A 26,125-nucleotide genomic window follows, 5' to 3' on the forward strand; every position below is an offset into this window, starting at 1 on the left:
AGGGAGATGAGATAAGTGTAAAAAGGGTCGGGTCGTTCCTAGCCACCCAGGATGTCATCCAGAATACAACTTCATTGTATTTATATTTACTGCCAAAGAAACGTGTTTGTATTAGCTTATGGTAAATAAGTTAAAAGGAGAATGATGTGAGCAAGTTCCATAGCACCGTGACCCGTCGTGATTTCATGAAGGCGATTGGCTTGGCTGGAGCCGGGGTTGGAGCCGCCGCACTGGCAAACCCAGTATTTCATGACTTGGATGAGCTGGGTGGAGCAACTGGAATTGGTAAAGCTAAACGCGCCTGGTGGGTAAAAGAGCGCGAGGCATTGGATTCAACTACTCCGGTGGATTGGGATATCTATAAAAGATACGATGGTGCGCTCAATACTGTACCGTTCCTTGGGAACATGGCTCCGGACGAAGCCAAGAAACTTACTGATGAAACGGGGATGATCGGTTTACTCGAAACTCTTCAACACGATTTAGGGAACACTGCAGCGATGATCAAGTTTCCCAAGTGGCAACCAGGTTCACAACACATTGAAGCTATGTTAAATAAGAAACCTGGTTACAGCGTCAGGGAATTTGCGTTTGGGCATGGTATGGTGACCTGGCCTTCAAAATTGTTGGAACCTCATGCAATGTTCATGGGGGATAGCCGGATTATGAGCCGTATTTGGAGCCCACAAGAATTAGGTGTTCCTCCTTGGAGTGGTACCCCTGAAGAAAACAGTGCTCTTCTCCGAACGGTTATCAGGACATTGGGAGGATCTACCATCGGTTTTGTACCTCTAAATGAGAAAACAAGGAGGTTTATCAACACTAGACCAATTGGAGATCCCGGAATGCGAATTGAATTTGAAGATGTGGATGCGCCGTACCTTAAGTATTCTGGTAAAGACAATTCAGAATCAAAATTTGTTATACCAAACAAATTCACGACTGCAGTGACTTTTAGTTGGCAAATGTCCAAAGCCATTATGAATGTTCCTGGTATGCATACAGCACAGCAATCTGGAGGTACTTGTATTCAAATAGATGTCCCTCGACATACTTTACTGCAATTTTTTAAGGCCTTGGGTTGGCACGCAGCTTCGACCGATGCAATAGGTAATCATCTGTTTCCTCCTTTTGGGGTTATGGGGGGGTTAGGCGAGATGGGGCGCATGACCATGGTTATAACTCCGGAAAGAGGACCCCAAATACGAGCCACAAGTTGTGTGTTCACTGATCTCCCACTCGCTTATGATAATCCGATTGAATTTGGGGCTCGTCGCTTTTGCTTTACCTGTAAAAAATGCGCTGATGTCTGTCCAATGGGAGCAATAAGTACAGAAAAAGAGCCATCATGGGACATCACCAAGAAATATGATAATTATGTTCAACCCGAGACATTCAACAATGCTGGATTAAATGCCTGGTATCTGGATCACAATAAATGCTATCAAGGCTGGAGAAAATCCCTTTCGGGGTATTGCGGACTTTGCCAGCCCAACTGCACTTTTTCGAAATTTGATCAAGCAGGAATTCACCAGGTCATCATGGGGACTGCATCAACTACTCCAGTTTTCAACGGGTTCTTTAGGAAAATGGACGATTTCTTCGGTTATGGGTCCAAAGCCAAAGGTTGGGGAGAAACAACGCAAGAAGAAATTGATGCGTTAATGTATTCTGGAGAAAACCTCAGTGAATGGGGATATGACGGAACCTACGGGCGCCATAGGTTATAAGGAGATTAGATAAGATGGTGCGGGGACGATTTTCAGAAATCGTCCCCGTCTTTCTTTATATAATAGGTCGGTCGCGGAGATAGAAGACGCGGCTCTTTTTCTGCCTAGGTAACAACTTCATCTATGCCTTGGGTATCGGACGGAGTTAGGTCTGTCGTCGGTGATGAAGTAGGGAAGCACCACATGGGGATGTTGGGATCGGGCAGGGCAGCGTAATTAGTAACCCGCCGAGAAGGGATCAAATATAAGGGCCGGTATTCTCCAACCAGACTTTCATTACCTTACCTCACCTCTCCACCGCGTGTAATACCCTTGGCTTCATCGAGCTTTTTGTTTTCCTTACCTACCCAACCCATCCTTTTAAACAGTTTGAACATCCATGAATCGGAACTGTTGGTTTGGTCCATCATAATGTCGATGTAATACTTTCCCAGGTCCCAGACCGAACGGAAGAATTCACCTGGACGTTTGACCGCGGTCAGGAAGAACGCCGGGTTATGTCGCATCATGAAGCGCACTCGCCTCGTGGCATAGCTGCGGCGAAAGCTGGCCATGGCATCATCCATAGCTTTTTGAGGTACAGAAGACAGGTTCATCTCGTTAGCACACCGGAGAGGGAAATCGGCCCATTCTATTAAGGTCTTGGGTTGAGCCAGGAGTCCGTGCTCGACACAATAATCGAAAAGCTTAGTACCGGGGTAGGGTACGAATTTCATGTAGAGATAGGGCGGATCGTCAAGTCGCTTCAACAGGTCCAGGCTTTCCCTGAAATCGGCGAGAGTCTCGTTGGGGTACCCGTAGTACATGAAGATGGTCGGGATGATGCGGTGTTTGACTAAAAACCAGAATGTGGATTCCATTTCGGCCACAGTGCCCTTGTCCAGAAAGGTCAGCATTCGTTGGCTGCCGGTTTCAACCTCGAGCAGCACCGAGGTACAACCGCTCTTAGCCATGAGCTTAACCGTCTCTTCGTCAATGCCACCTGAGACTGGAGCGTTCCAGGTCAATTTCCATTTCTTGGCGATGACAAGATTACAGAACTCCTTGAGCCGCTCGCGGTTGATGACGAACCGCTCCCCAGAAAAATAGATGTGCTGGGTTCCAAACTCCTCATGCAGCTTCTCCATCTGCGACACGATGCGCCTGGCGGAAAGATCACACATCTGGCCGCCCCAGAAATTTGCATCGGAGCAAAAAGTGCATTTATAAGGGCAGCCCCGGGAGGTATTCAGAGTGACGTCAGAATATTTGTTGACATCTATCAGATGCCAGGCCGGATCCGGCAGGCTGTCGAGATCGGGCATGAAAGATCTGACTTCATTGATTACCGCTTTGCCTTGAGGGTCCTTGTAGGCCAACCCTTTAATCGATGAAATCTCAATATCACCATTCTGTAAGTAGTCGGTGAGTTCGGCGATAGTGAATTCACCCGCCCCTATCACGGCATAATCGACGCAGGGCTCGGCAAGAACATCAGCCGGATAGGCACTGGCGTGCCTGAATCCCCAGGTGATCTTAACTCCAGGCAGCAGTTTTTTATATTCCGCTGACTGAGACAGGGCGCTGGCGATATTCGGGCCCGTAGCCACGCCAAACCCGATAAGCGCGGGGGCAAATTCGATAAAGTCTGCCGGCTGACTTTTCTTATCCAGGTTGCAATCGATTATTTTGACTTCATGTCCGCAGCTTTCCAGCATGCCGCCGATAGACAGCATCTCATCCGGAAATTTGGTGTAACCCGGCATATTGCCGTACGCCCTGGATGGGATAACGAGTAATATTCTCATGAATCCCTTGTTGCTTTACGAAGGACCGATCAAGCTTATCGACCTAGGGATCCGCCACCAATTCAAGGTGGTGCCCAAGTTTGTTTTTCTTGGCGTTAAGGTACTTTTTGTCGTAAGAATTTGGAGGCGCCTGGATATTCAAAACTTCTGTTATTGTTAATCCGTATCCTTCAAGTCCAACCACTTTTCGCGGATTATTGGTCATCAATTTGATACGAGTCAATCCTAAATCGGATAGGATTTGAGCGCCAATTCCATAATCCCGAAGGTCATCTTCAAACCCCAGCTCATGATTTGCTTCTACCGTATCCAACCCTTGGTCTTGCAAGGCATAAGCTCGTAATTTGTTGTGGAAACCTATGCCTCTGCCTTCCTGCCGCATATATAGTAGCACCCCAGAACCCTCGTTAATAATGGCTTTCATCGCCATGTCCAATTGTTCACCGCAATCGCACCTCAGGCTGCCAAATACTTCCCCGGTAAGACATTCGCTATGCACCCGGACCAAAACAGGTTCATCTCCGTTGATCTTTCCCTTCACCAAAGCAACGTGTTCACCGCTTTCAACTTCACTACGATAAGCGATCGCTTGAAATTCCCCATAACGGGTCGGCATTTTGGTTTCTGCGACTCGTTGAACCAGATGCTCGGTTCTTCGGCGATATGCAATTAATTCGGCAACACTGATCATGGTGAAGCCCCATTCTTTGGACATTATTTTGAGTTGGGGAAGACGCGCCATAGTCCCATCAGGGTTCATAATCTCGCAGATCACTGCGGCCGGATACAATCCTGATAACCTTGCCAAATCTACTGAAGCCTCAGTGTGGCCAGCTCTCTTCAATACGCCACCCTTGAGGGCTTTCAACGGGAAAATATGCCCGGGTTTCACTAAATCATTTGGTTGAGTTGAGGGATCGATCAAAGCCTTCACCGTTGCCGCCCTATCGGCAGCCGAAATTCCTGTAGAGACTCCAAAACGAGCCTCTACTGACACTGTGAAAGCGGTGGAATGTTTTGAAGTGTTGTCATGAACCATTAGCGGAAGATTGAGCATCTCCAAACGATCCGGATCCATGGGGACACAAATTAGACCGCGAGCGTTTTTAGCCATAAAGTTGATTGTTTCAGGTGTAATTGCCTCAGCAGCTATTGCCAGATCACCTTCGTTTTCGCGGCTGTCATCATCGACAATAATGACAAATTTCCCTTGCCTAAAATCAACTATCGCCTTGTTAAGATTATCCGTATTTAACATTCAAATTCCTTCAACCGATTGGTAGATGTGGTACAGGTAAATACCGGAGTTAATGTTTTGCCAGATTTGTTTTCATACTTCTATTGATACGAAGTCTTATTGTGAAGGACACGAGAGCGAGTGAGCCGGTTGGGCTCACTCGCTCTTTGTAAGCAGTCAATCCGAATTACGCTAGTTTCTTGCCCTTATCCTGTGGAGCTTGAGAGAAAATCGAATCCACGTGGACAACTCCCACTCCAGTGATATCTACACCCATCGCTTTCTTCAGACCTTCGGCAAACTTATCAAAAAGTGGACCTGAAGTCTCATACTTCTGGAAAGTCCCTTTAACTTGTATTGTGGTGAAAGGAGGGGCGATAGGAATCTTTACAGCGACGATCGCCACTTTTTTGGTTTCTTCAAGGTTCTTGAATGTCCTGGTAGTTTTGCCATATAGGTCGGCAAAAGCCAGGGTCTCTGCGTCCACCGCGGTCATGCTTGTTTTTGGAGTGACGTTGAGCTCTCCCTTTTTGTCGACTGTAGCCACCATCTTAGGTACCGAGGCATCTTGGAACAGATCGATAACTTCCTTGGGCATTTTCGCCATGTGTTTTCCCTCCAACAATTTTTCTCAATGAAAACGTATTCTAGTTTTCATTGGAATGGCTGAAAGTTTATCATCACCTTACGTCACTGTCAATACCATACGTCAGTGTTTAATTCAAAACGAGATTGCTCTGAAATTTGGGAAATGCCAAATGTAAATCGGGTTCATCGCGATAGTCAACTACGAAAGTCTGCATCATAAGTTAGAACCGCCTTGTCGTTATCTAGCCGAATTTGTTTGAAGGCTTAGAGAATGGTCTGTATAATCCAGGCCATCTATTTTTGGATCGGAGATAAACTCTGTGGCGATTCAAAACGGCAATACGCCGTCCAAACAGAAACCATTCAATGCTGCAGTGCATTTTAATACCGATCTTGCTGAGAAATATGATGAAAATATCCGCTTATTCTGCACCTCTTACGATGTTTTACACGAGATGGTTTTGAATTGGCTCCGAAACCAACCTGAGAGGTCTAAATTCCTTTCATCTGGTGCTGGGACCGGAACTGAAATACTCTGTCTCGGAAAACATTTCCCTTTATGGCAGTTCACCGCTGTTGACGTTTCTGCGAGTATGATTACAACCTGTCAAAAGCGGGTCACTCAGGCAGGAATGGACAACCGAGTAAAGTTCTCAATTGGCAGGGTGGAAGATTTTCATTCAACCTTCCAGTTCGATTCAGCATCTTCGATTTTTGTATCCCACTTTATCAAAGAGCGCGAAGATAAATTAAAGTATTTTGGCTCTATCGCCGCTAATCTAAAATCTGGTGCCCCGTTCATTCTCGCTGATCTGTTCGGTGCTAAAGATTCAGATGAATTCCAGTGTTTGTCAGCGGCTTGGTTAGTTTCATGCGAATCACAAGGGTGGTCCGCAGAGGTCCTAATAAAAAACGAAAATCATATTGAACGAGATATTTCTTTCATTCCAGAGACCGAGTTGTTCGCAATATTAATAGAGGCGGGATTTGAGGTCCCTGTTCGTTTTTATCAAACATACTTATTTGGTGCGTGGATTACATGGAAACGTAGTCAATGAAGCGGAGCTCGACTTATTCCATCGACATTATGTTAGAGATCAGTGACTAGCAGGTTAGTTGGGGATCTACGAAAAAATATAAACACTTTGGGGACAGTCCTTGCAACTAGAAGCATCACACTTTAGACAATTTTGAACCGATTCCAAAGCGATTGAGTTATTTTTTCGGAGTTCGTTTAAAATTTCCTGGTAATCGTCGATTTTTTGTTGGGCAAGGGTAAAAGCACTCAAGGATCGATTCAACACTTCTGCCTTTGTCCCAGCAGAGGAGCTGTTAACCCCTAGGATTGTCTTGATGTCATCAAGAGAAATATCGAGACGCCTCAGTGTGTTAATGAACCGCAATCTGATAACGTCTTTATTATTGTAAAGCCTGAGCCCCGATTGAGTGGTTGCGTACGGCTTTAGAAGCCCCGACTCTTCGTAAAATCGAACCATCCTGAGACTGACGCCAACCGCCTTGGCGATGTCACTAATTTGGAGAATAGATTCGTGTACTGTCTCTGATTTCATACCGTGATTGTAACGCAATGTTATATCTTTTTCAATGAAGGTACGGGATAAACATTACTATAGGGATTGACATTGACGCTACGTGATATTATACTCCGCCTAAACTTGGGAACCGTTCGAGATAATTGATTCTGAGGAGAGGCACTTTGGCTTCAATGCCCCAGGATGTGGTTGATCGAGTCCAGAATCCCTCACTCCCCAAAATGGTGGCCTTCCAAGCCTTGAAGGAAGCCATGATCGTCAATATTGCTGGTGTGGGCACGGTTCGAGTCGATACCGTCCTTTCGCAGGCTGTCTGTTTATGAAGTTAGTCATAATTGAGAACTCCCCCGAGGTATCGGATCTTGTGTCCTTGGCTTTTAGTGTCGGCCGGCCTGATACCCAGATAATTGCCGTTACGCCTGAGGTTGATATGATAAGTCTAATACGGGGGACTAATCCGGATGTTGTATTCGTTGACCTTGGGTTAAAAAAAATGGCAGGGTTCGAGGCTATAATAAATATAAGATCTTTTTCTGAAGTCGCAATAATAGCCGTGGCGGACCTGAAAACAGTAAACGATATTCCTAAGGCAATCAATCTGGGAGCGAATGAGTCCATCGAAAAACCATTAGATTTGATGGATATTCTAGTAAAAATTTGTAGGTTGACTGAAAAACGGGAGACTAAAAAACAACAACCGACAAGTCAAAACGATGGGCCCCCAGGCCAGACGGAACTCATTTCAAGCACTAAACCCATTTGCATTCGGACCCCCTCTTTGCCTAGAACCCTAGCTTCGTAGGGTCGTTGTGAGTTTCTGCACATATTTGTGTACCCTCGATTGAGGCGACCTATGGATTTTCAACCTGTAATTATTGTACAGGTCAGATTTAGACAAGGCCGAGGTGATGGTAATGGTTGGTACCGTGCTGTATGCAAGACATGGATTAACAGGACCGAATCGTATGCCGTTGCAATCGCGCCTATCAGTTCAGGCGAGCATGGAGATCTGGACAATTGCGCGATCGTGTGTCCACGTTGCCACGAATGGATCAGGCTAGATCTAGAAAATGATCCTCACAAGATTTTAAAAGCTGGCGACGTTCCTTACAAGATAATAAAAACCACGCCAAGAATGAAAAACCAGCTTTCTAGAATGTTTATACGTCGAGAGCACTCTCCCATCCCACTACATCCATCTTAGCCCGGGTTGTGATTTTAGTTAAATTCAGATATATTCCATTAGAGCTCAACAAAATGACGATTAGTTCAATTCCACCCGGCCCCCCGATCCGACTTAAATTCAGATGCTTGTAAAGCACCCGAATAATGTAATGATGGTCCTACTTTGGACGCATTTTACCTGGGGTAAAGTCTCCATCCATCCAACGAACAAACCGTTCAGCGTAGTGAAAATATGTTTCGCGTGATATATCGGTTCCGAGATTTGTCCAGCAGGTTTCACGATATTCTTGAAGTGCACGCTTAACCTCATCTAATGCTTTTATCCCAACTCTTGCTGACAAGTAAATGACCTCCTCTAATTCGTTGTGGGTATTTAACGGCTCTTCCTATTGAGGGTCAATATTGATGATATTCTGCTTGTTGACCCTTGATAAGGGTAACACCTTCCAACCGCGCAGTACCGAGTGGGTGAACCCCCCGGTTTAATAAGAAACCAGCGTCAGCTCAGACACCATAAGGGGAGCTTCAGGCTCCCTTTTTTCATTTCCTGACAGTTAATTCACCCCGGGGGAGGGGTGAAAATCGTGCTAGTTCTTGAGGATGAACAAAATGACTTTTTGTTTGACAATGAAGCTGGAAAAACAAGCAAACGCACCTTAACAACTGAACGTGAAAAGCCTTGACCTGAACGCTTGCCCTGAAAGGGGGAAAGCGTGAGTTCAAGCGTAACAGTAACGGGGGAGTACAATCGGCCTGGGGGCTTCTGTAACCGGTGTCATAAGGTTTGGGTGCTAAAAGAACGGCAAGGCGTTTGCCGATGGTGCGGAAAGGTCGCCACCTGTCAGACCAAAGAGACAAGCGCCTTGCGTAGCTTCAAGTCTAGCCGAAGCACAAGACCAAAGCAAACCGAAACTGGCGGGTATGACCACCTTAGAGGCCAATGGCTTACCTTCTATACCATCGCCTCGAAGTTCAGCCACAAGGCCAAGCCGGATGAGCGGGATGACCTGCTCCACGACATTATCATCACCCTTGCCGATATCGAGCGGAATAACGGATACCATCCCTTCACCGAAGCCGCCATGTATCGCATCGCCAGCCGCGCCCAAGCCCTGTACTGGCGAAAGCGTTACCGGATAGACAACGGCCTAACCTGCGGGGATTGTAGCAAGGCGCAACGGCAGAAGTGTAAAGAGAACTGGCTGTTTTCGGCGTGTCCCAAAGCCGTCAAGCTCGAAAGTCTTAACAAGCCCGTCATAGACGATGAAGGCAATACCACCGAACTCGGCGATCTGATTGCCGACGACAGGGCGTTAGACCTCGATGCCTGGCTCGATGCCGGCACTTTTCTGCTCCATTGTCCCGACAGGTTAATCGCCATCGCCGAAAAGCGGCGGGACGGCATAACATTGGATGAGACTGAGCGACAGTACCTATGCCGCTTCCGGCAAAGGGAACAACAATCTTTGTTTTCGGGTGTCACGTTTCGGCCATATTCCGCAACTAATACAGTGGGAGCTTCGGCTATGCCAGCGAATTGCGGGTAGCTAGGAGCTTACTACTAGGCGAAGCCGATGGAGTTGCCCAACTGTCGGATAGCTAAAAGGGGGTCGGACAATCGAACAACTGAATATTGAGGGCAAGCGTTCAGGTCAGGGCTTTTTAGCGCACAAGGCGGTACTGGTCAACGCCTTATCAAGGACACTCGCCGAAAGGGCGATGCTTCTTGACCTTACCATCGGGCGGAAAGGCTTTCTTACCTACCTGAAGTCTTTAGGCGGATCGAACATCGTGAAAATCGTCCCGTCTAACGGCGATGCCAGCGTATCGCGGGTCGCCGGAAAATGCCTTAAGGTGGTCTGCGGAGCCAATACCAGCTACCTTGACAACATGGCCTGGGTCGGCGAAAAGACACCCCTTACTCTGTGCGACATCAGGATAAGCCCTTCATACTCGGTAAGTCCCAACCTCGGCGCGACGGAGCTTTCGGAAGCCCTTTCAAGGGTACTGCCATTCACCTCGGATGAGAACACCCGCCCGGTACTTCAATGCGTTCTCTTTCGAGTCAAGGACGGCAAGCTAACCCTCGTTAGCGCCGATGGCTACCGACTCGCCGTACTCAAACTGGATTTCGTCGGGGATGAGGGACAAGCTCTCGTTAGTCGCGATGAGCTAAAGGGCGTCACCGCCGCCCTAAGACGGGCGCGACGGGTCAGGCTGTCACTCGAAAAGAGGAAAGACAGCGAGGGGATGGACCTCAATCTGGACACCGAGCTAATCCGCTACGGATGGCGGGGATGCGCCGGTAACTTTCCAGACTATGAGAAACTCATACCCGCCGACTTCACTGCCCGCGCCAGCTTCGACACCAATGAGGCGCTCAAGGCGGTAAGCTCGCTCAAGGTCATCGCCAACGTCAAAGCCTATGCCATAGACCTCACCATCGGTAACGGCAAGGTGGTCATGGCGAACACCGACGACAAGGGCGAGGCCGAGATACCCGCCGACACTACCGGCGAGCCAATCAAGATAAGGCTTGACGGGGGCTATCTCGCCGAAGCTCTAAGGGCTTGCGGCGGGATGGTGGAGCTTAAACTCGTTGACGCAAGGTCGCCGATGCTTTTTGCCGCGCCGGACTATGAGCTGGTGGTCATGCCAATGCTTCTGCCGGAAGCCAAGAAGCCGAGGGACGAAGCCAAAGCCGCCGAAAGCGGGGACAAGGCCGAAGCGAGCCAACCCGTCGAAGCCGTCGAGCCGAAGGTCGAGACAGTCGAAGCGGTCGCCGAGCCGGAAGCTAAAACCGCCGAGCCGGTCGCCGCCGAGGAAGTCGCCCAAGCCGTCGCCGAGGCCGAGGCCATCACGAAGGCCGAGAAGCCCAAGACCAAGAAACACGGCAAGGCGAAAGAACCAGTCGCCGTAGCCTAAAACCTGAACTGAAACGCTTGAACTCACAAAACAGCCGCACATGAAGGGGCCTAGTGCCCCTTTTTGTGCTTTCTTTTTGTAAGGGGATATTCCTGTCCCTTGGCGGCGGGAATATCCCCTTCCTGTTGTTCTAACGCAACTTGAAAGGAGATGTTAGTTATGGATGCGCTGCTGGTAATCAACCCCATTGTTCCTTTAGGCCAGGTGGTGGCCACCCGGGGAGTTCACGCGCTGGCCGGTGAGAAGCCGGAGTTTGCCGAGTTCATGCGCCGTTCTCTGAATCGCCATGCTCAAGGCGACTGGGGCAATCTCGATGACGCAGACAAGCAGGAGAATGAGTTAAGCCTGAAACAGGGCTTCAGAACACTCTCAGCCTATGAAGCCGAAGGGATGCCCAAAATCTGGATCATCACCGAAGCAGACCGGTTGTCAACGACGATCCTATTCCCCGAGGAATACTGACCCATCACGGGCTTGTCCGCCGGCTAGGGTTATCAAAGTCGGTAAATATGAAGGGGTAAGTCTGCCCGAATGGAGGTGAAAAATGCGGCAGAAATCATGCCAGGAACGGCTTGAAGCTGAACTTCAAGACCGGTTACGGGACATCCGAACGCTCTGGCGGCTATACCAGAGAAACCCCGAGGCCTCTCACAGAGAACTGGGACGCTTCGAGGAATACGGTTTGGGCTGCGATTACGTGGCCAAGGGAACATTCCAAGACCAGAAGCGGGGATATTTCCGCTGGCAACTGTCATGGGGTGGTCCGGCGGATGAGTTCCGCTTTTACATGGATGAGAATCTCGAAGCGGTTGAAATCGAATACTGTTTTCTGGACTGGTATGACGGGGCAAGCCGGAGTCTGTCAGGGGAAGACTACAGCTTACTCGACGAGATCTTTCAGAACTTCAAAGACCTCGGCCTGGTGAAAACCGAGCACGCCAGGTCTTCTGGTAATTAGCCGCTTCACGGGGCTGCGCATCCGTAACCACGCAGGAATACAGAGCTGTTTACTGAAAGGAGGGGAAGCTATGCCAATCAAGTGGAGTGCTCTTAAGGTCGGCGAGGCGATGGATATGGTCGAGGAGTTCATTGATCAAACTATCGAACCGCTGGAACAAGCGAAAATCGTGGCGATTGAAGCCCGGAAAATAGCGAACATTCCTCAGTATGTCGATGGACGTCTCGCCGGTCTCATTGTCAACATTGAGCGCATTGACAGTATTAGAAGCTCTATCGAGGCCGTCCGGGAATCTCTACCCATTGGTGCCGCGGCGGAAGAACAGGTGCGAATCGAAAGCGGCAGCCAACTCGTCCTCGTAAGTTAATCAACCGCTGAGTCTGAATTCAAACGGATACCCATGTCAAAATCTGATGGAGAAGGAGAATGCTATGACAGGTGAGCTCGATCTGTTCCAGGGAATTAATTTGTCCGAGCCGGAGCCGAAAACGACGGTGAAGCTCGGCCGGAGGGCTGCCCAGATACCGCTGCGAACAAAGCAACGAGAAGCTGCAAAACGTCTCATGGAAATATTGAAAGAATTGGAGGGTAACGACATTTTCATCGGTTCATACAGCGCCGGTGGCGGCCACTTCTGGATGGACAACTTGAAGCTTTCCAAGCTGAGAGTGGAATCGTTCAGGACAGAGCGTGACGAAACCTGCCTGCCATCGGTCATCGTCTTGTGGGGAAACAAAGGAGCTTGCATCAGGATATTCGCCGATTGCCTGTTAGCTGTTCGAGAGCAGGAGTACCAAGATTACTACCACTATCTTTTGGATTTCTGGAATGGTTTCGGCCAAAGCCCGATCAACACTTTCCGGTCACACTGTGCTTGTTTGGCAATAACAAAGTTCACGGACCCGCTAAAATAAAGGCCACGAGTGACTAGCCTTCATCTAAAAGAAACGCAAAAAAAGAGCTGGATAAAATTCCCAGCTCTTTTTTTGCGTATACAACAATCTATCTAGTTCTGGGGGGCCACCTCAGAGGCTATAATGTGCATCGGCTCGTTGCGGTAGGTTTCAGCAATGCATTAAGCGTATACTAACTAGAGGCATCGCCGTATTGTTCACGCAAAAACGGAAGCTTCTACACAAAAGCCGACCAGATATTTGTATCGTAGCGGCGTTGTCAGCGTAAATCACGGTATCACCTTTTCAGAAAAATATGCAGCCCTGCTCTTTGAACTCCTCGACTTTGGCGAGGAGGAACTCTGTATCCACTTCCAGATATTCTGCAAGGCAATCAAGGCAAAAGAACCCCTTCGAGTCTTTGTTAAGCAACTTCTTGGTCAACCCGATTTCGTTTTTGCTCAGGGATTCTTTCTGGCACATATAACAGCTTTTCTTTTCCATACAATTACACAACTTCTTCAAGGTCTGGTCTGACGCTGAACGCAGGGATGTCCTTCCCGCGATATTCTACATCGAGTATACCCAGTTGGTACTTGATGGTATCCCTCATTTTACGTGCTCTGTCGAGGCAGTAACGTTTGAACTCGCGTGCGCTGATGTCGTCCGCACTGCGAACCTGCGGGAACAGCAATTTCAAGTATGCGGTAGCAATGCGCTTAACCGCTTCAGTATCGCGTGTGTCCGCGGCTTCAGGAACCTCAACAAGTTCATCCACAATGGCGCGGTAGCTCATATCGTCACGCAGTTCGTGCATTATCGAACAGAAGTATTCCGAGTTCAGTGCCCAACCCGCAATCTTAAGGTCGTCGTTCATTCGGGGTATATTCCACCCCTTTATGAAGCCGTGGAAACGCTCAATTAACGCCGACTCATGGAATACAGACGGCAGTTCTTCAAACATATTGGCAAAGCCGTCCTCGTCCATCGTTTCCTTTTTGATGTTGCCGCAAAGGATAACGGCCGCCTCGGCGGTCCCCTCATAATTACCAACGGTGAAGATGCCCGATTCAAGATAACCTTTCAACGCTGCTCGCATTTCGTCAACGTCCGGGAAGGAAATGGTCTGTACTTCATCAAGCGTTATAAAGTCGTTGCCGGACACCAACCCCTCAACCCGTTTGTTCTGGTCATAGAACATCTTCGCCCGGCTCATAACGCCACCGCTCGAAAGCCACCCGAAACGGCTGACACGACCGAACAGGTACGACTTGCCAGTTCCCTTTGGGGCAAGTTCAATTAGATTCAGTCGCTTTTCAACGAACGGAAGCAAACGGGTGAGCATCGTGAGTTTCTTTTCCTCGTCGCCGAGGTAACCGCTCGCGTTGTAGTCCACTGCGCCGAGTAGAACATCAAGCCACTCTGTCGTGGTGAATTCCCGACGGGCATCTTTGTAATAGTCGATATCAATGGTGTAAGGGCAAAATGTCTTAAACGCAGTTAGTTTAATTTTACCCCTGTTTGCGCCCTTTGCCTTGTTTTTTGAAAACTCCATATCGTAGTCATCGGGCGGGCGATAGCCGATTTCGACCATTCCCCAAGTTTCGCGCCCGCGCACCAAGTCTTCCTTGCAGATTTGCCACACTGAATCTTCAATTATTGTATCCTTGCTCGTCAAGCCAAAGTCAGGCAAAGCAAACGACACCACACTCGTCCTGATGTCAATATCAACAGACACCTTAGCTAGGAACTTCACTCGCTCGTGTTCAATTACCACCTGATTCTTTATAGAAGTCCAATCGTCCTTTCGCGGCAAGTAAGTCCGTATGAAACGAACCAATTCTTCGGAGTCGAAGTGACCGTTCTCGTCCTCGAATTTTTTCAAGAGCCAGTCGCGCATAAAGGAAGGCAGGCTCAGAGCGGAGAAGAAGTTACTTCTTTTAAGGTCTTTATATACCACCATCTCGTCAAAACAATTTCGGAGTTTTTCAATCATCATCGTACCTCCTAAAACAAGTCATTAAAAGCATCATTGACTTTGCCGCTCTTGCTTTTCGCCTTAATTATGATTTTACCGATCAGATTGTCGCCTGCATAAACGTCCGCCGGATAATCACTCGCCCGTTTTAAGTCGGGCAGTTTTACGGCATAGTGGTTGGCATCAATTTGCGTGGCAGGGTGTGGTTTTCCATCCAGGACAACGGACACATCCTGAACGGGTGAGTTGAAGAACAAAATAACCTCTGTTCCAGTGCGGAAGTCAACGATCACTACCTCATTGACCAGTTTGACTGTTACGTTTCCGTTTTTCAGCGATAGTTCTATAATCGGGACGATAACTTCTTCCAACGATGCGCCGCCGTGAACCTCCACGTTCGCTGCCCGGCTTCCTTTGAAACGGCCGTAATCGGCAAGTACAAGGTATCCATTTTCTTCTGCGGCAAACGGGAGATCATAAGGTTGGAACAGCTTACAGCAACGCCCCGAATGCGTGCCCTTTGTATCGGTTTCGTACTGTTCCTCTTTGCAGCGCAGAACAGCAAGCCGTGACGCACCGTGGTCACTTACAATCAGGAAGCGTTTACAATGCCTTAGTGCAAGGTCCGTGGCTGCCTTACCAATCATTGCCTCTATAATGGCTATCTCTTTGGCGAGGTGGATAGGCAGTTCGTTGTTTGTGAAGTTGTAGCCACCCACATCATTGTGCTTGGTGTCATCAAGTTCATTGTTCTTTTCCTTACGGCCTGGCCAAGCATCGAAAAAGTCACGATTCATTGACGTTATCGTCGGTAACTCCGCACGGGCGATGTTAACCCGAACCGATAGCCCTCGTTTCTGAGCTAGGGCTTCAATAAGAGCCAAATATTCAACGCCGAGCGCGTCTAGCCAGTATAGGTATGTGTCGGTTTTATCCAAACCGTCTATGATTTCGTTTCGTGTAGGCAAACGATTGAATTTCCGCGGACTGTGGGCGAGTTCATCAACCTTTTCCAAAAATCCAGGTTCAAGCCTGTTCGAAATCTTTTGCTGCTTGTACGCCTCGAAATAATCGGACAGCAGGTCGGCCATTTCGGGGCATTTGAAAACATACCTCTTCAAATATGCCGCTAACGCCGGATAAATGCTTTCAATTTGTGTAATCATGCCGTTCTGGGAAAGCCAAGCGATAATCTCCTCACGCTCGGATTTTGTGCTATCTGTCAGCTTATAAATGCTTTCAGACTCAACCTTTCGATTGTTCACAACGAAATCGGCGATGTCCGATTCCGGGAACTTCTCGACCAGCATCTTTCGTTCCCGATAGAACGCGACAAATCGTGTGTCTGAGTGTTTAATTTCAATTATTGTATTAAGGACATTTCCGACGAAGTCTTCAAAACGCCTTGTTCTTTCTAACACAAAGCGGAGGTAACCATTGGGCAATGTATCGGCTTTACATTTCAAGCAGATGAAATAGAGCCAATTGCAATAGTCATTACCCGAAACACGAGCATAGAAATCAGATTCCAGATTACCGCCCAGTCCATGTTTCTCAAACACTTCATCGAGCGAGCCGTTACTCTTGTTCAATTCAGTCAATAGTTCTGTCCAACGAGTATCACTTCCACAGGAGCGTGGCAAAGCAAAGCAAATAGTGGAAAATTTAACTCCCTCGTAGGCACTGCTTATTCTGTGTACGGTGAACATAGCCTCATCGAGATCCACCGCTGTGTTAACGACAACATTCCCACACCGACCGTTTTCAAGATCCGCGAGCATTACCTTGAAACCAGATAGTGCCGATAGTCCAACCGATGGAGCGGCAAGTGTAAACGACAAGTTGCACTCCGCCTTATCAATTACACAATATCGACGGTTGTCAAAACGCGGGTCGGTCTGCAACCCGACAATTTGAGAAGCAAGCCCTCGTAGTAGTAACACGACTTTTACCCTGGTGATGTTAAGATCTTTTAATCGCGACAGGGCGCGTTTGGCTTCGTTGTTTCCGCGAAGCGCAAGGTATTCCCCAAACCCCGTCACAACGAACTTGTTACCTTTTGTGTTTACATCAATAGCTTCGATATAGGAGAGCAGTCCGTCAATGTCAGGCAGTTTGTCATTGCCGCTACAAAAGCTACTCATCTGGACAAAATCAAGCCCCAAGACTGATAACTCGGCTATCGCGGAAGCGTATTGTCCGTCGCTAACGAACAAGAAAAATGGCGTCTTGTCGGAAGATGCCAGGTATTTCTTCACCGAGTCAATCTGCATTATAATCCCCGCCCCCATTCGTCAGTATTTCAATTCCGACCGTAATGCTATCCTTAACAAGCCGTTTGAGGTACTGCTTCAACTGGGTATCGTCCATCTGGTCGATTTTCAAGAGTACCTTATCGCTGCCGCCGGCGTTGTATTCGGCTTCGGCGAGCTGCTTTACCTTGCCCTTTACACTTGGATTTTCACGCCAATCATAAGTATCAACGGAAAGACGGTCGAGGGTATCCCTAACCTTATCAAGGTGAGGAAGCAACGTACTGTATTCGCCGACGATGTCACACTTGAACGCAGCGTTTCGCTTTTCGTCGTCCGCTAAACAGTCGAAAAGTGTTGTGGTTTCGAGGAATGCAAGAGCAGATTTGATTTCGGCATCCGTTCCCCAATTCCTGTTTAGCGTTTCAAAGGCTTTCTTTGCCTTCTCAAACTCAGCTTCGGTAACACAGCACAGAATGGGCGTCCTGTAACGGTTCGACCACTCGCGTGGGTTTTTCGTTCCAGTCTTGTCTTTCCACAAGCGGAAAAGCTGCGACTTCAGCTGGTTCTTTCGGAACTCCTCAGCGGCTTCTTTCACCTTGACGTTACAATCGGTTTTTGGTAATTCAAACAAGCCTGTCTGCAGTTTGCTCTTAACGTCGGCAATATCGTTATCGCTCAGGTCTTCGAGGTATGGCTTATAAAACTCAGCAAAGACCCGCCTGTCATTGTTTAGTAACTCCCTGATTGCGGTGCCGTGCGCCACCAGTTCTGAATGGAACGCCTTTAGATGTTCGGGTAAGAGATCTTCCTGCTTGCAGATTTTCAGTAGAATGTCGAGGACTTTTACCAGCGCGGGGTATTTCGTCCGCAGAGCCTCGCAGGAAATGCCGATGAACTTCATCCGGTCGCGCCACTCTTTGCATGCTTCTGCCAGGGAATGCGCCGAAACGCTCAGAATTGAGTTGCTTTCTTTAACCATGCCATACTCAGTCAATAGCTTGCGGATTTCGTCCTCTCCGGTTTGCTTGTTCCACAGGCACGAGTGTTTTACCTCAAACAAACGGCGAGTGTCGGCAAGCACATTATTCTCCGCGCCGATTGCCGTAGCGAGTTCCATTATCTTGCCGCCCTCAAACGAGCGAAGGTACTCGCGCATACCCTTTTGGCAGTTGTCACTCGTGATCAAAGCGAACAGATTTTCACCGAGCGATGGTTTCGCGGATGCAATCTTACCAATCTCAACAGCCTTTTTATGTGCCTCGTTTCCTTCTTTCTGCACGAGTTCGATGTATTTCTGAACCATATCGAAAATGGCAACGGTGTCCACTTCTTCAAGGCACCATACAGGAAGGCTTAAGCCCCGCATTTTTGCGGTTACGGCCATAGCCGCCTGTCCCGCAGATGAACACGAATTCGGTTGAATACCCCATGCTTTTTCAGTGAGTTCGTAAAACGCCATCTCATCTGCGGTCATCTTTACGATATAAGTCGGTTTCGGTGATTTGCCGATATAGTTGCCGATCATCTCCGCAAGTTTGTCTTGCGTGATCTGCTCGTGGCCGCCGGATGAATCGCTGTAACGGAACGGCTCGCTGCCATACTCTTTCAAGAGGAATCCCGTAATGAACGCCGAGAGATTGCACGGAGCAAAACCATAGGTCTCCTCGAGGAAGTCGTAGATCTCGCCGATTGAAATCTGTCCGTCACGGGCAAATGCGACTTCGATTCGCTTATCAATCTCAACCTTAATTTTAGAGATGGGTAGCGAAGATGCCATCGGGCTTTCCCAATACTTGTCAATCTTCCAAACGGTCGGCAGCACGTGCTTTTCAACGCCGACGACTACACCGCTTGTGGTCTGCATAATGCCGGACTTCGCTGACTGCCTCATCGCCGGAGTTATCTTCAATTGGCTCTCTGTAAGGTTCTTGGCAAAGTCGAATACATACGGGAATTTCGTTGCCACAATCGTCTGAAGGACACTTGCCACGCCTTGCCCGTTGCCAAGTTTCTCGCCTTCCTGGTTGGCATAGGTGTACACGACAAACTGACCGTTACAGATGCGGTTTTTCCAGTCTTGGTCTAAAACGCGCTTTGCCTTGTCTGAATTTTCTCGCGATGGCGTGTTGTTGTTGCGTTGGTAATATAACGCCATAGCTGAGAAGTCCACATACTGCTCAAACGCCTCTGAGCCAAGTGGCGTAGAAAGCGCGTCAATAAACACGATGTTTTCGTACTGCTTATCAGCGACCGCCGTCTTGATGGTCTTACGGAACGTCGCCCCCTTCCGCCTCGTCCTTGGCGAAGGCAATAACGGCGTGGAAATTCCACCCCGTAGCCTTGTCCCGGAGAATGTTGAGCGTACGGGTTAAGTCTGCGGCGGTCACGGGCATGATTTTCCCCGTACCCGGTTCCGACTCAAAGCGTAGACGGAGAGCGGGTGAAAGCGACAAAACGGTAGAAAGCCCCCCCTCAGTTACCAGTTTCGAGGTTGTGCTATTCTGCCGCACATCTTTCTTGTGGGCGTCAATTTTGGCTTGATCTCCCGCAAGCACGGCCGCCGCATAAGCATACCGTCCACCGCTTATCGGATTGGCGACTAGAACTCCCTTTTCCTTGAGACCTTTGGCAATATTCTTGCAGGACACGTCCAGACCAGATGAGATACCTGCAAATACATAACTGAGGTTCTGTTCGGTTGCTTTGAAAAGGTCAATCGCACCACCCAACCTCTGGTCAATCGCCTGCATAATAAGAATGGCTTTCAGAACAGCTTTCTCGTCCTCGCGTAAATTCTGTTGCTGTTGAAAGGTATCCAGAATCAGGCGGATATCGGAGGTAAGATGATTTTTGCCTTTCTCGTAGAAGAAGTTCCAAAGCATATCCACCGTGAGAAGTGGGTGATCATCAAAGGGGCCTGCGTGATCAATGAACCATTGGAACGCCTTCACATCGTCCGTATTCGAAGTCTTTATGAAGTCGAACATACTGCGCTGGTTTGATTTGAAAGCGGAGGCTATGTTTTTCAAGAGTAGTGCTGTCATCGGATGAATAGGCAATATTTTCTTCATCACTTGATGATCTATAATATTTGTCGCCTTCATTACCGCTGTGCGAGCACTATTTGTTTGCGAGCCTAAATCGCCATCCACCAAAGTATCCCAATCCAACCTTGCGGCGGGTTTTACAGTAAAAGCTTCACCGATGAGGTCGAACGCGATGTTGTCGGGCAAGACAATGGGTATTGAGATAAAACGATCACTCACCTTGGATTGATTTCCCCTGTCGTTGTCTGCCACGTAGATTTGTTGAGGCTCATGTGTCACCACAATGAAGTAGAAGGGCTTATTCTGAACCAGAGCGGCAATTTTTTGAAACTCCGAAAGGCTTTCCCGGTTGTTCTTGAAGTAATCTGAGAATTCATCCCAAATAAAGACAATCCTGACGTTGTTGTGGTCGATGATGTCAGTCAGCCAATTGATGAGCCTATCTGAATCGATGGTCAGCGCGGTAATACCCTCTTTATTTGCGAGACGGAAGATGTTACTCACTAAAGACTTAACTTCGCCATTCTTGCGGAGCATATTCAACACATCATCGGCGGTGGACTGGGAGAATAGTGCTCTCCATTCCTTACCAAGGTTTTGCAGCAGGCTGTTGAACATCAGCTTATGATCGGTGTCTTCGAGCCACGCAATAATGCTTTCCTTAAGAGTATTCTCGCCAAGATAGGACACTTTCTGCTGCACAAGGGCGGACTTTACGCTTTCCTGAATGGCAAAGAAAAGGTCACGGGCCGACATAATACCGCCAGAAGCATAACGGTGAGCCACCACGATTCCCTTTTTCTTATGACCAATCAGCTTTTCAAGCAGGTCGCTTTTCTTTTTCAGGGGATCATATATGTCCCAATATGCACGCAGTTCCACCTCCGGCACTTCGAGGATTTTTCGAAGGGCATAGGCGCATTGGGACTTGCCTGTTCCGTATGCACCCTCAATCCAGAGCGTCTTGCCGTTGTTTTGCCGCGCCAAAGCACGCTCCATTTCGGTGAGCATATCAATAAACGTGCTGTGCGGATAGGTGTTGTCCCAGGGAGCACCGGCTTTGATTGCGGCATCGTCAATGCAAGGGAAATACCTCTCGTCGATGTCGAAGTATTCGCGGTATTTATTATTGGTCATTTGTTATATCCCCTCTCAAACAAGTCGAGTACATCTTTGGACGATTTGTCCTCCGCAAGCGTTATCTTTTCAAGGTCATGCGTGAATGACGCGGTTATGAAATTAGGATACTTCGCCGACAACCCTAAGAGTATCGGTGTCATGTCGTCGCGGTCAAGCCCGAAGATACGTGTGGGACTTATGCCATCGCGATCAATTCTATCGTTTAAGAGCGTGGCGAGAGTGAATTCCTTGTAGTCGTTGCACTTCTCCGCAAACTTAAACAAACCGTAGAGCACCACCCGTGGATCGCTCACCATACATTTCGTGCGGACAAGGTCGCCATCATCGGTGATAAAGCCCCAGTGAAGACTTGTCCCGAGGGGCGTTTTGACCAGACGCTTATAGGATTTAGCGATTGATTTAGCGTCTTTCGGCTTGACATCAACGGCTGTCAGCATATCCTCGACCCTCTGACGTGGGTAAGTTCTGCCGATATCGAACTTGTTGACATACCACTCCATCTGTGGATTTTCGGAGACAAGGTTGATAAGAATCAAACCTTGCGCCGTGTCCGTTTCCCAGCCAATCTGAGAGGTTAACTCTGCAAATGGCGTGAAGTGGTTATTTTCATTTAAGGAAGCATCCTTAAGGAAACGCCTAAATATATCGAACATCATCGGTCCCAGGGTATGTTCCGAAAAAAATGCCTCCTTCAGTTCAAAGAATGAGCGCAGCCACTCTGGTTTCGGTGCGTGGTCAGCAAATGAGTTTAGGCTTTTCATCGAGTTCCCTCCTCCTTGTGGATGGCGTAACGAGTGGAACAACAAACAACCGCTATCTATTGCATGGCACTCATGACACCTGATACAGTCATTTATTTGGACTTTACCTTCCGCAAAACTTATACATCCATTTCGGCAGTTCGTTTCACAAACTCGGCAACCTTTGCAGTACGACGCTTTTCGGAACACCTGCCGGAATATTTTCCCGAACGCGGGCTTCTCTTTCAAAATGGATTCAGGTAATGCCACGATGTATCCGTTTTTATTTGCCCGAACGGAAAACCAAATACGTTCGCTCTCGAAGATAACTGAATACTGGCCGTTGCAGCCGGTTAAGTCTCCAAGTGTCTTTATCCATTCCAGCCAGTTGGAATCAGGGTCCGTAATTGTTAGCGTTAGGTTTCCATTTGTGATCTTTTCAATGCATCGGAATGCATTGTTCGATAACTCCCGACCATTTTTCCTGGCATTCCAGCCACCGTTTAGGATATAAGACTCCGTGTTGCTTGTCTTGCGCTTGTCGCCGTCGTAGGTAGACTTAATTAAGTCGATATATATATCAATCTCAGCGGGGTAGCTGCTTCGCCGCAGATAGTCACTCGAGCCGCCCGACATAGGACAGAACAAGCAACCAGCACGACCGTTACCTTTTTTATAAGTTTCGTTGATTAGAACGTCATTCGTATATATATAAAGCCATATCTCCGCAGACGTCCATTCAAGGATTGAATTATGACTGAACTGTCCCTTTTGTTTTGCGCCGTAATTCTCGTACTTGTATGTACTTCGCGCCACACTCTCCTGTGCTCGGACTCCAACAAAGTCCAGACCGATAAAGTCGTTCTTGCTGGTTACTTCTCTAAGTTTCAATGTCTGTGGGGTGCTTTTGTGTACAGAACAGCACCAACGAAGGACACGCGACGGGGGGCCGAACAACTCCCACGACTCCTTTGGGTTGAGGTGCGATTTTGCAATGTAGAAAGGTATCTCGTCCTCAACGCACTGTTGCTTTGTTTTCCTGATAACCTCGTAGGTGTCGGGAAACTCCATGCCCGTATCGCCGAACACCACAACAAAGCTACCTTTGGGCAAAGCTTTCTTTACAAGATCAAGAAGGACACAACTGTCCTTGCCGCCCGAAAACGCCACGTGGAAGCAGTTGAGCCTGTTCTTGTATATGGTGTAGATAGCAAGGATCTTTTTGACAGTGGTCTGCTCGATGATTTCAAGCATTGCGCGGTTTGCCTCAACCATTGCCACAACATCAATAGGGCGTAGAAAGTTTCCGTTTGGCTCTGGTTTTACAATACCGAATACATTGCCCTTTTTATCAATGAATGACGGACGTTTGTCAGGTAAGTCACAGATCACCTTCTGGGTTACTTTGCCATCGGGAGTTTCCTTGTATTCACTGCACAAATACGCGAGGTGTATCTCAGGTGCTGTGTACAGATTTCCACCTTTTAACATAGCAACAAGCTTACCACGATACCAATAGGTGTTCGCCTCTGCCCACATATAGGGTCGATCGATTTGGTTATCGTACTTCCAATACTTATCGAAGCCCAGTACGTCCAATTCAGGCGCGTAAACCGGGCGGGGTTCTTTTGAGAATCCGGTCGGCGAGGAATTAAGAAGTATCCCGCCCGTTTCACAATCGTAGGTATACGAGTACACCTTCAACCCCTCCTTTCACGTATGGCTTTCGCCTTATATATAATTTCATTAACTTTGCTTGTTGTACTTCTGCCTGTGTATCCGGCATCAAAGAGGAATCTGCCAACGGTCCTGTCCGTCAAAGGGACATCGGCATTCGCAACAGCGTCGGTCATAATCTCTGTGTAGTCCAGGCTGCAAATTTTGCGTATAACCGCTCCAGCGTTGCGCGAGTTCACTGACGGGGTATCGAATCGAAACTTTTTGCTGAACCGTCGGCAATAACTTTCGAGGAGAAACAAGTTCCAAGTCTGCCTGCAATCAGGGAAAGCCCCGAAGGTTGTGAAAGATTTAAGTGGCAAGTAGTCGCCATCGATAAACAGTTCAATTGCGGCATCAACCGCCTCGGCATCGAAGTGAACATACTTATCTGCGACGTATGTGTCTTTATCGATACGAACCAGAACAGCGTTGCCAGCTTCCATCGGAATCCAACGATGAACTTCACCCGTTAGTTCCTTTTCGTAGTTCAGTAGGTCGTCAAGCGAGCATTTGTCGATGGTTCGGCAACGATCTTTCATAATGGTCAGTGCGTTAAGGGTGTCGCCTTTACGCGTAACGATTTTGCCGCACTTGTCGAACTTGTCCGATAGGCAAATGCAGAAGACGGCATTGTGAACCGCTGTGACAGACAGTTCATAGTTGCGCTCCTGGATGTTCCTGAAAGGTAAGTCGGTGATGGAGGTATAACCGCGAGCGTTGCACTCTTGCATAGCCGCTTCGGTGATGATTTTACGTTCCTCATTGCTGATATCAATTCGGTTGACGTGCGTGAAGGTCTCCACTTTGCTCCATATGAAATTGCCGTTCTGACCAAGGGCGTACTTAATTCTATCGATGGGTATGTACTGCAACCGTTTAGCAAGTTGCTCGTAGGTAAGAAGCACATCGTCTCCCCAGACACGGAGGATTTCGCTCTCAAGAGCCGAAAAAACCGAAGCGTCCATGTGGCCAAAATAAGTTTGTGTGAACGATAGCTTCGGGAACAGCCTACGGAGAATGCCAACCAGCATATCCTCGGAGACTACACTCGCGCCGAATAGCCAATTCTCGTTCTTGGCATAGAATTCGGCAAAGAAGATAGCTTGGGCTCCATCGGAGAAGTATTCATCTACTAATTCTTTGATTCGCCCTTTAGTCTCTGCCGACACGGCATATACCTTGCCGTCATAGGTAGTTCCACAAGCCGAAATGTACCCTTTCAATTCCTCGTCAGGCAGCACGATTTCCTCGCCAAAATCCTTTGCGGCAAAAGACCTGAATCGCGCCAACTCAATAGGGGAGTTCAGCCTGTATCCATTGGCGAAATGTGCCGAAAGAACATTAGTCAAGTTATCGACGGCCACAGGATCAAGCGCAGGCTTTGTCGAAAGCGCAGGGGCAACATGCGCAGGGTGCGAGTCTGTTGGTTTATACCACCAAGCATCCCTGTAGTCGGTACTTCTCCCGCCACCTTCCTTAAATAAAAAGTGAAACCCTGTGCCGCGCAACTTCATCATTATGGTGGTCAATTTTCTGTCTCCAATGACCCATAACGCCCCGCCAGAATTACGTTTATCCACATATTCTAATTTAAGGCTCTCAACCAACTGAATCACGTCAGTCTCGTCAGTTTTCTCGACCCTTGACGTGGCTTCCGAAATGTGTTGCAAGTATCTCATTAAACATCCAATACCGGCAGAAAACATCCCCGAGCTTGACGTGTTCACTTGCTTGTAGTTTGGAGCAGCTTTGAAAATGTCCCAATAGGTGTTTAGTTCTTCTGGTGTATGACATGAGAAAACGCACCTATCATCCAATATGACAGGTGTCTCAAGTTTTCCGGGTGCGGAGCGGAGTGCGTTCATATACTGCCGTGCCACATTTTCTAGATACAAAGTGCCGTTAGCATTAGGTTGCATAACCAGCCATGTGATTACAGCTTCGGGGTCGATAACTCCCTCTGACGAACGGTCGGGAACGATAGCCGATCCCCCCTCTTTATCCTCGACAAAGGCGGCAATAGCCGCTTTGTGGACAAACGGCTTCTCCCTAAGAAACTGCAAATATAATTGCCCGGCAACGACGAATACCTTGTATGTATTCCTGTCAGTTATGCGTAGTAACTTTGCTCCAATGAGTTTGTTGTAAATAGATTGAAATATACTAAACTGCGTGTATCCCCAAACGCTGGTGGAACTAATCTTTTTTCGGACGGCATATCCCGAAATCTTCTCCAAACAGGATAAAATATCTTCAGGGGAATACTTCTTTGTGTTGCCGTCAGTGAGCCAGTTTTGAAACGATTCTCTCATGCTCGAAACGGACGCCAAGGAAACCTGCTCAACACCAGGATTCACGGCTGTATTCACGAGATCTAATACAGCCATTCC

At 48.1% G+C, this 26,125-nt stretch carries 21 protein-coding genes; 10 read left to right on the forward strand and 11 right to left on the reverse strand.

Annotated elements, in window-relative coordinates:
• The first annotated feature begins 146 nt into the window (after positions 1-146).
• A complete protein-coding gene (locus Dform_RS09925) occupies positions 147-1,730 on the forward strand; it encodes a reductive dehalogenase (RefSeq protein ID WP_058437571.1) in 1,584 nt (527 codons plus the stop codon).
• A 281-nt stretch (positions 1,731-2,011) separates the two neighbouring features.
• On the opposite strand, the gene Dform_RS09930 is transcribed toward Dform_RS09925, so the two are convergent.
• The 3 genes from Dform_RS09930 to Dform_RS09940 form a co-directional block, all read right to left on the reverse strand.
• Positions 2,012-3,517 carry a B12-binding domain-containing radical SAM protein gene (locus Dform_RS09930; RefSeq protein WP_083496288.1) on the reverse strand — a complete coding sequence of 502 codons (1,506 nt, stop codon included), beginning with the start codon at positions 3,515-3,517 and terminating at the stop codon, positions 2,012-2,014.
• A 43-nt stretch (positions 3,518-3,560) separates the two neighbouring features.
• A complete protein-coding gene (locus Dform_RS09935; RefSeq protein WP_058437577.1) occupies positions 3,561-4,775 on the reverse strand; it encodes a bifunctional 3,4-dihydroxy-2-butanone-4-phosphate synthase/GTP cyclohydrolase II in 1,215 nt (404 codons plus the stop codon).
• A 166-nt stretch (positions 4,776-4,941) separates the two neighbouring features.
• Entirely contained in the window at positions 4,942-5,361 is a 420-nt protein-coding gene (locus Dform_RS09940) for a pyridoxamine 5'-phosphate oxidase family protein (RefSeq protein ID WP_058437579.1), read from the reverse strand.
• A 301-nt stretch (positions 5,362-5,662) separates the two neighbouring features.
• Between Dform_RS09940 and Dform_RS09945 the strand changes: the two genes are divergently transcribed.
• Positions 5,663-6,400, forward strand: a complete 738-nt coding sequence (locus Dform_RS09945; RefSeq protein ID WP_225973687.1) for a class I SAM-dependent methyltransferase — start codon at positions 5,663-5,665, stop codon at positions 6,398-6,400.
• 66 nt (positions 6,401-6,466) lie between these two features.
• Here Dform_RS09945 and Dform_RS11865 read toward each other — a convergent pair whose 3' ends face one another.
• Entirely contained in the window at positions 6,467-6,913 is a 447-nt protein-coding gene (locus Dform_RS11865; RefSeq protein WP_065128649.1) for a helix-turn-helix domain-containing protein, read from the reverse strand.
• A gap of 146 nt (positions 6,914-7,059) precedes the next feature.
• Between Dform_RS11865 and Dform_RS11415 the strand changes: the two genes are divergently transcribed.
• From Dform_RS11415 to Dform_RS11485, 8 genes are all read left to right on the forward strand, one after another.
• Positions 7,060-7,218 (forward strand): hypothetical protein, encoded by a 159-nt coding sequence (locus Dform_RS11415; RefSeq protein ID WP_158513505.1) that lies wholly within the window; start codon positions 7,060-7,062, stop codon positions 7,216-7,218.
• Entirely contained in the window at positions 7,215-7,697 is a 483-nt protein-coding gene (locus Dform_RS09955) for a response regulator (protein WP_058437584.1), read from the forward strand. The genes Dform_RS11415 and Dform_RS09955 overlap by 4 nt, the downstream gene beginning before the upstream one ends.
• 1,171 nt (positions 7,698-8,868) lie before the next feature.
• Positions 8,869-9,627, forward strand: a complete 759-nt coding sequence (locus Dform_RS09960; RefSeq protein ID WP_076004833.1) for a hypothetical protein — start codon at positions 8,869-8,871, stop codon at positions 9,625-9,627.
• Between the two features lie 172 nt (positions 9,628-9,799).
• Complete coding sequence (locus Dform_RS09965) at positions 9,800-11,005, forward strand: DNA polymerase III subunit beta (protein ID WP_225973688.1); 1,206 nt, start codon at positions 9,800-9,802, stop codon at positions 11,003-11,005.
• 159 nt (positions 11,006-11,164) lie between these two features.
• On the forward strand, positions 11,165-11,467 hold the full coding sequence (locus tag Dform_RS09970; protein WP_076004835.1) for a hypothetical protein: 303 nt from the start codon (positions 11,165-11,167) through the stop codon (positions 11,465-11,467).
• Positions 11,468-11,549: 82 nt separating this feature from the next.
• Positions 11,550-11,963 (forward strand): hypothetical protein, encoded by a 414-nt coding sequence (locus Dform_RS09975; protein WP_076004836.1) that lies wholly within the window; start codon positions 11,550-11,552, stop codon positions 11,961-11,963.
• Between the two features lie 70 nt (positions 11,964-12,033).
• Complete coding sequence (locus Dform_RS09980; RefSeq protein WP_076004837.1) at positions 12,034-12,330, forward strand: hypothetical protein; 297 nt, start codon at positions 12,034-12,036, stop codon at positions 12,328-12,330.
• Positions 12,331-12,394: 64 nt separating this feature from the next.
• Positions 12,395-12,877 carry a hypothetical protein gene (locus tag Dform_RS11485; protein WP_076005146.1) on the forward strand — a complete coding sequence of 161 codons (483 nt, stop codon included), beginning with the start codon at positions 12,395-12,397 and terminating at the stop codon, positions 12,875-12,877.
• 285 nt (positions 12,878-13,162) lie between these two features.
• Here the strand turns inward: Dform_RS11485 and Dform_RS09990 are convergent, their stop codons facing one another.
• From Dform_RS09990 to Dform_RS10020, 7 genes are read right to left on the reverse strand one after another with little or no spacing between them, the layout of a single operon-like run.
• Positions 13,163-13,360, reverse strand: a complete 198-nt coding sequence (locus tag Dform_RS09990; protein WP_076004838.1) for a hypothetical protein — start codon at positions 13,358-13,360, stop codon at positions 13,163-13,165.
• A 4-nt stretch (positions 13,361-13,364) separates the two neighbouring features.
• A complete protein-coding gene (gene brxL, locus Dform_RS09995) occupies positions 13,365-14,855 on the reverse strand; it encodes a BREX system Lon protease-like protein BrxL (RefSeq protein WP_335583010.1) in 1,491 nt (496 codons plus the stop codon).
• A gap of 8 nt (positions 14,856-14,863) precedes the next feature.
• The gene (gene pglZ, locus Dform_RS10000) at positions 14,864-17,107 is read right to left on the reverse strand and encodes a BREX-4 system phosphatase PglZ (protein ID WP_158513506.1); all 2,244 of its coding nucleotides are present in this window, start codon (positions 17,105-17,107) and stop codon (positions 14,864-14,866) included.
• Positions 17,097-19,400: a hypothetical protein gene (locus Dform_RS10005; protein WP_076004840.1), complete on the reverse strand. Its 2,304-nt coding sequence runs from the start codon at positions 19,398-19,400 to the stop codon at positions 17,097-17,099. Before Dform_RS10005 ends, pglZ begins: the two co-directional genes overlap by 11 nt.
• Positions 19,357-21,273 (reverse strand): hypothetical protein, encoded by a 1,917-nt coding sequence (locus Dform_RS10010; protein WP_076004841.1) that lies wholly within the window; start codon positions 21,271-21,273, stop codon positions 19,357-19,359. Before Dform_RS10010 ends, Dform_RS10005 begins: the two co-directional genes overlap by 44 nt.
• Entirely contained in the window at positions 21,270-23,714 is a 2,445-nt protein-coding gene (locus Dform_RS10015; RefSeq protein ID WP_145925583.1) for a phosphoadenosine phosphosulfate reductase domain-containing protein, read from the reverse strand. Before Dform_RS10015 ends, Dform_RS10010 begins: the two co-directional genes overlap by 4 nt.
• Positions 23,715-23,716: 2 nt before the next feature.
• The gene (locus Dform_RS10020) at positions 23,717-26,122 is read right to left on the reverse strand and encodes a hypothetical protein (protein WP_076004843.1); all 2,406 of its coding nucleotides are present in this window, start codon (positions 26,120-26,122) and stop codon (positions 23,717-23,719) included.
• Positions 26,123-26,125 lie beyond the last annotated feature (3 nt).

Origin of the sequence: Dehalogenimonas formicexedens, assembly GCF_001953175.1 — a bacterium.
GTDB lineage: Bacteria > Chloroflexota > Dehalococcoidia > Dehalococcoidales > Dehalococcoidaceae > Dehalogenimonas > Dehalogenimonas formicexedens.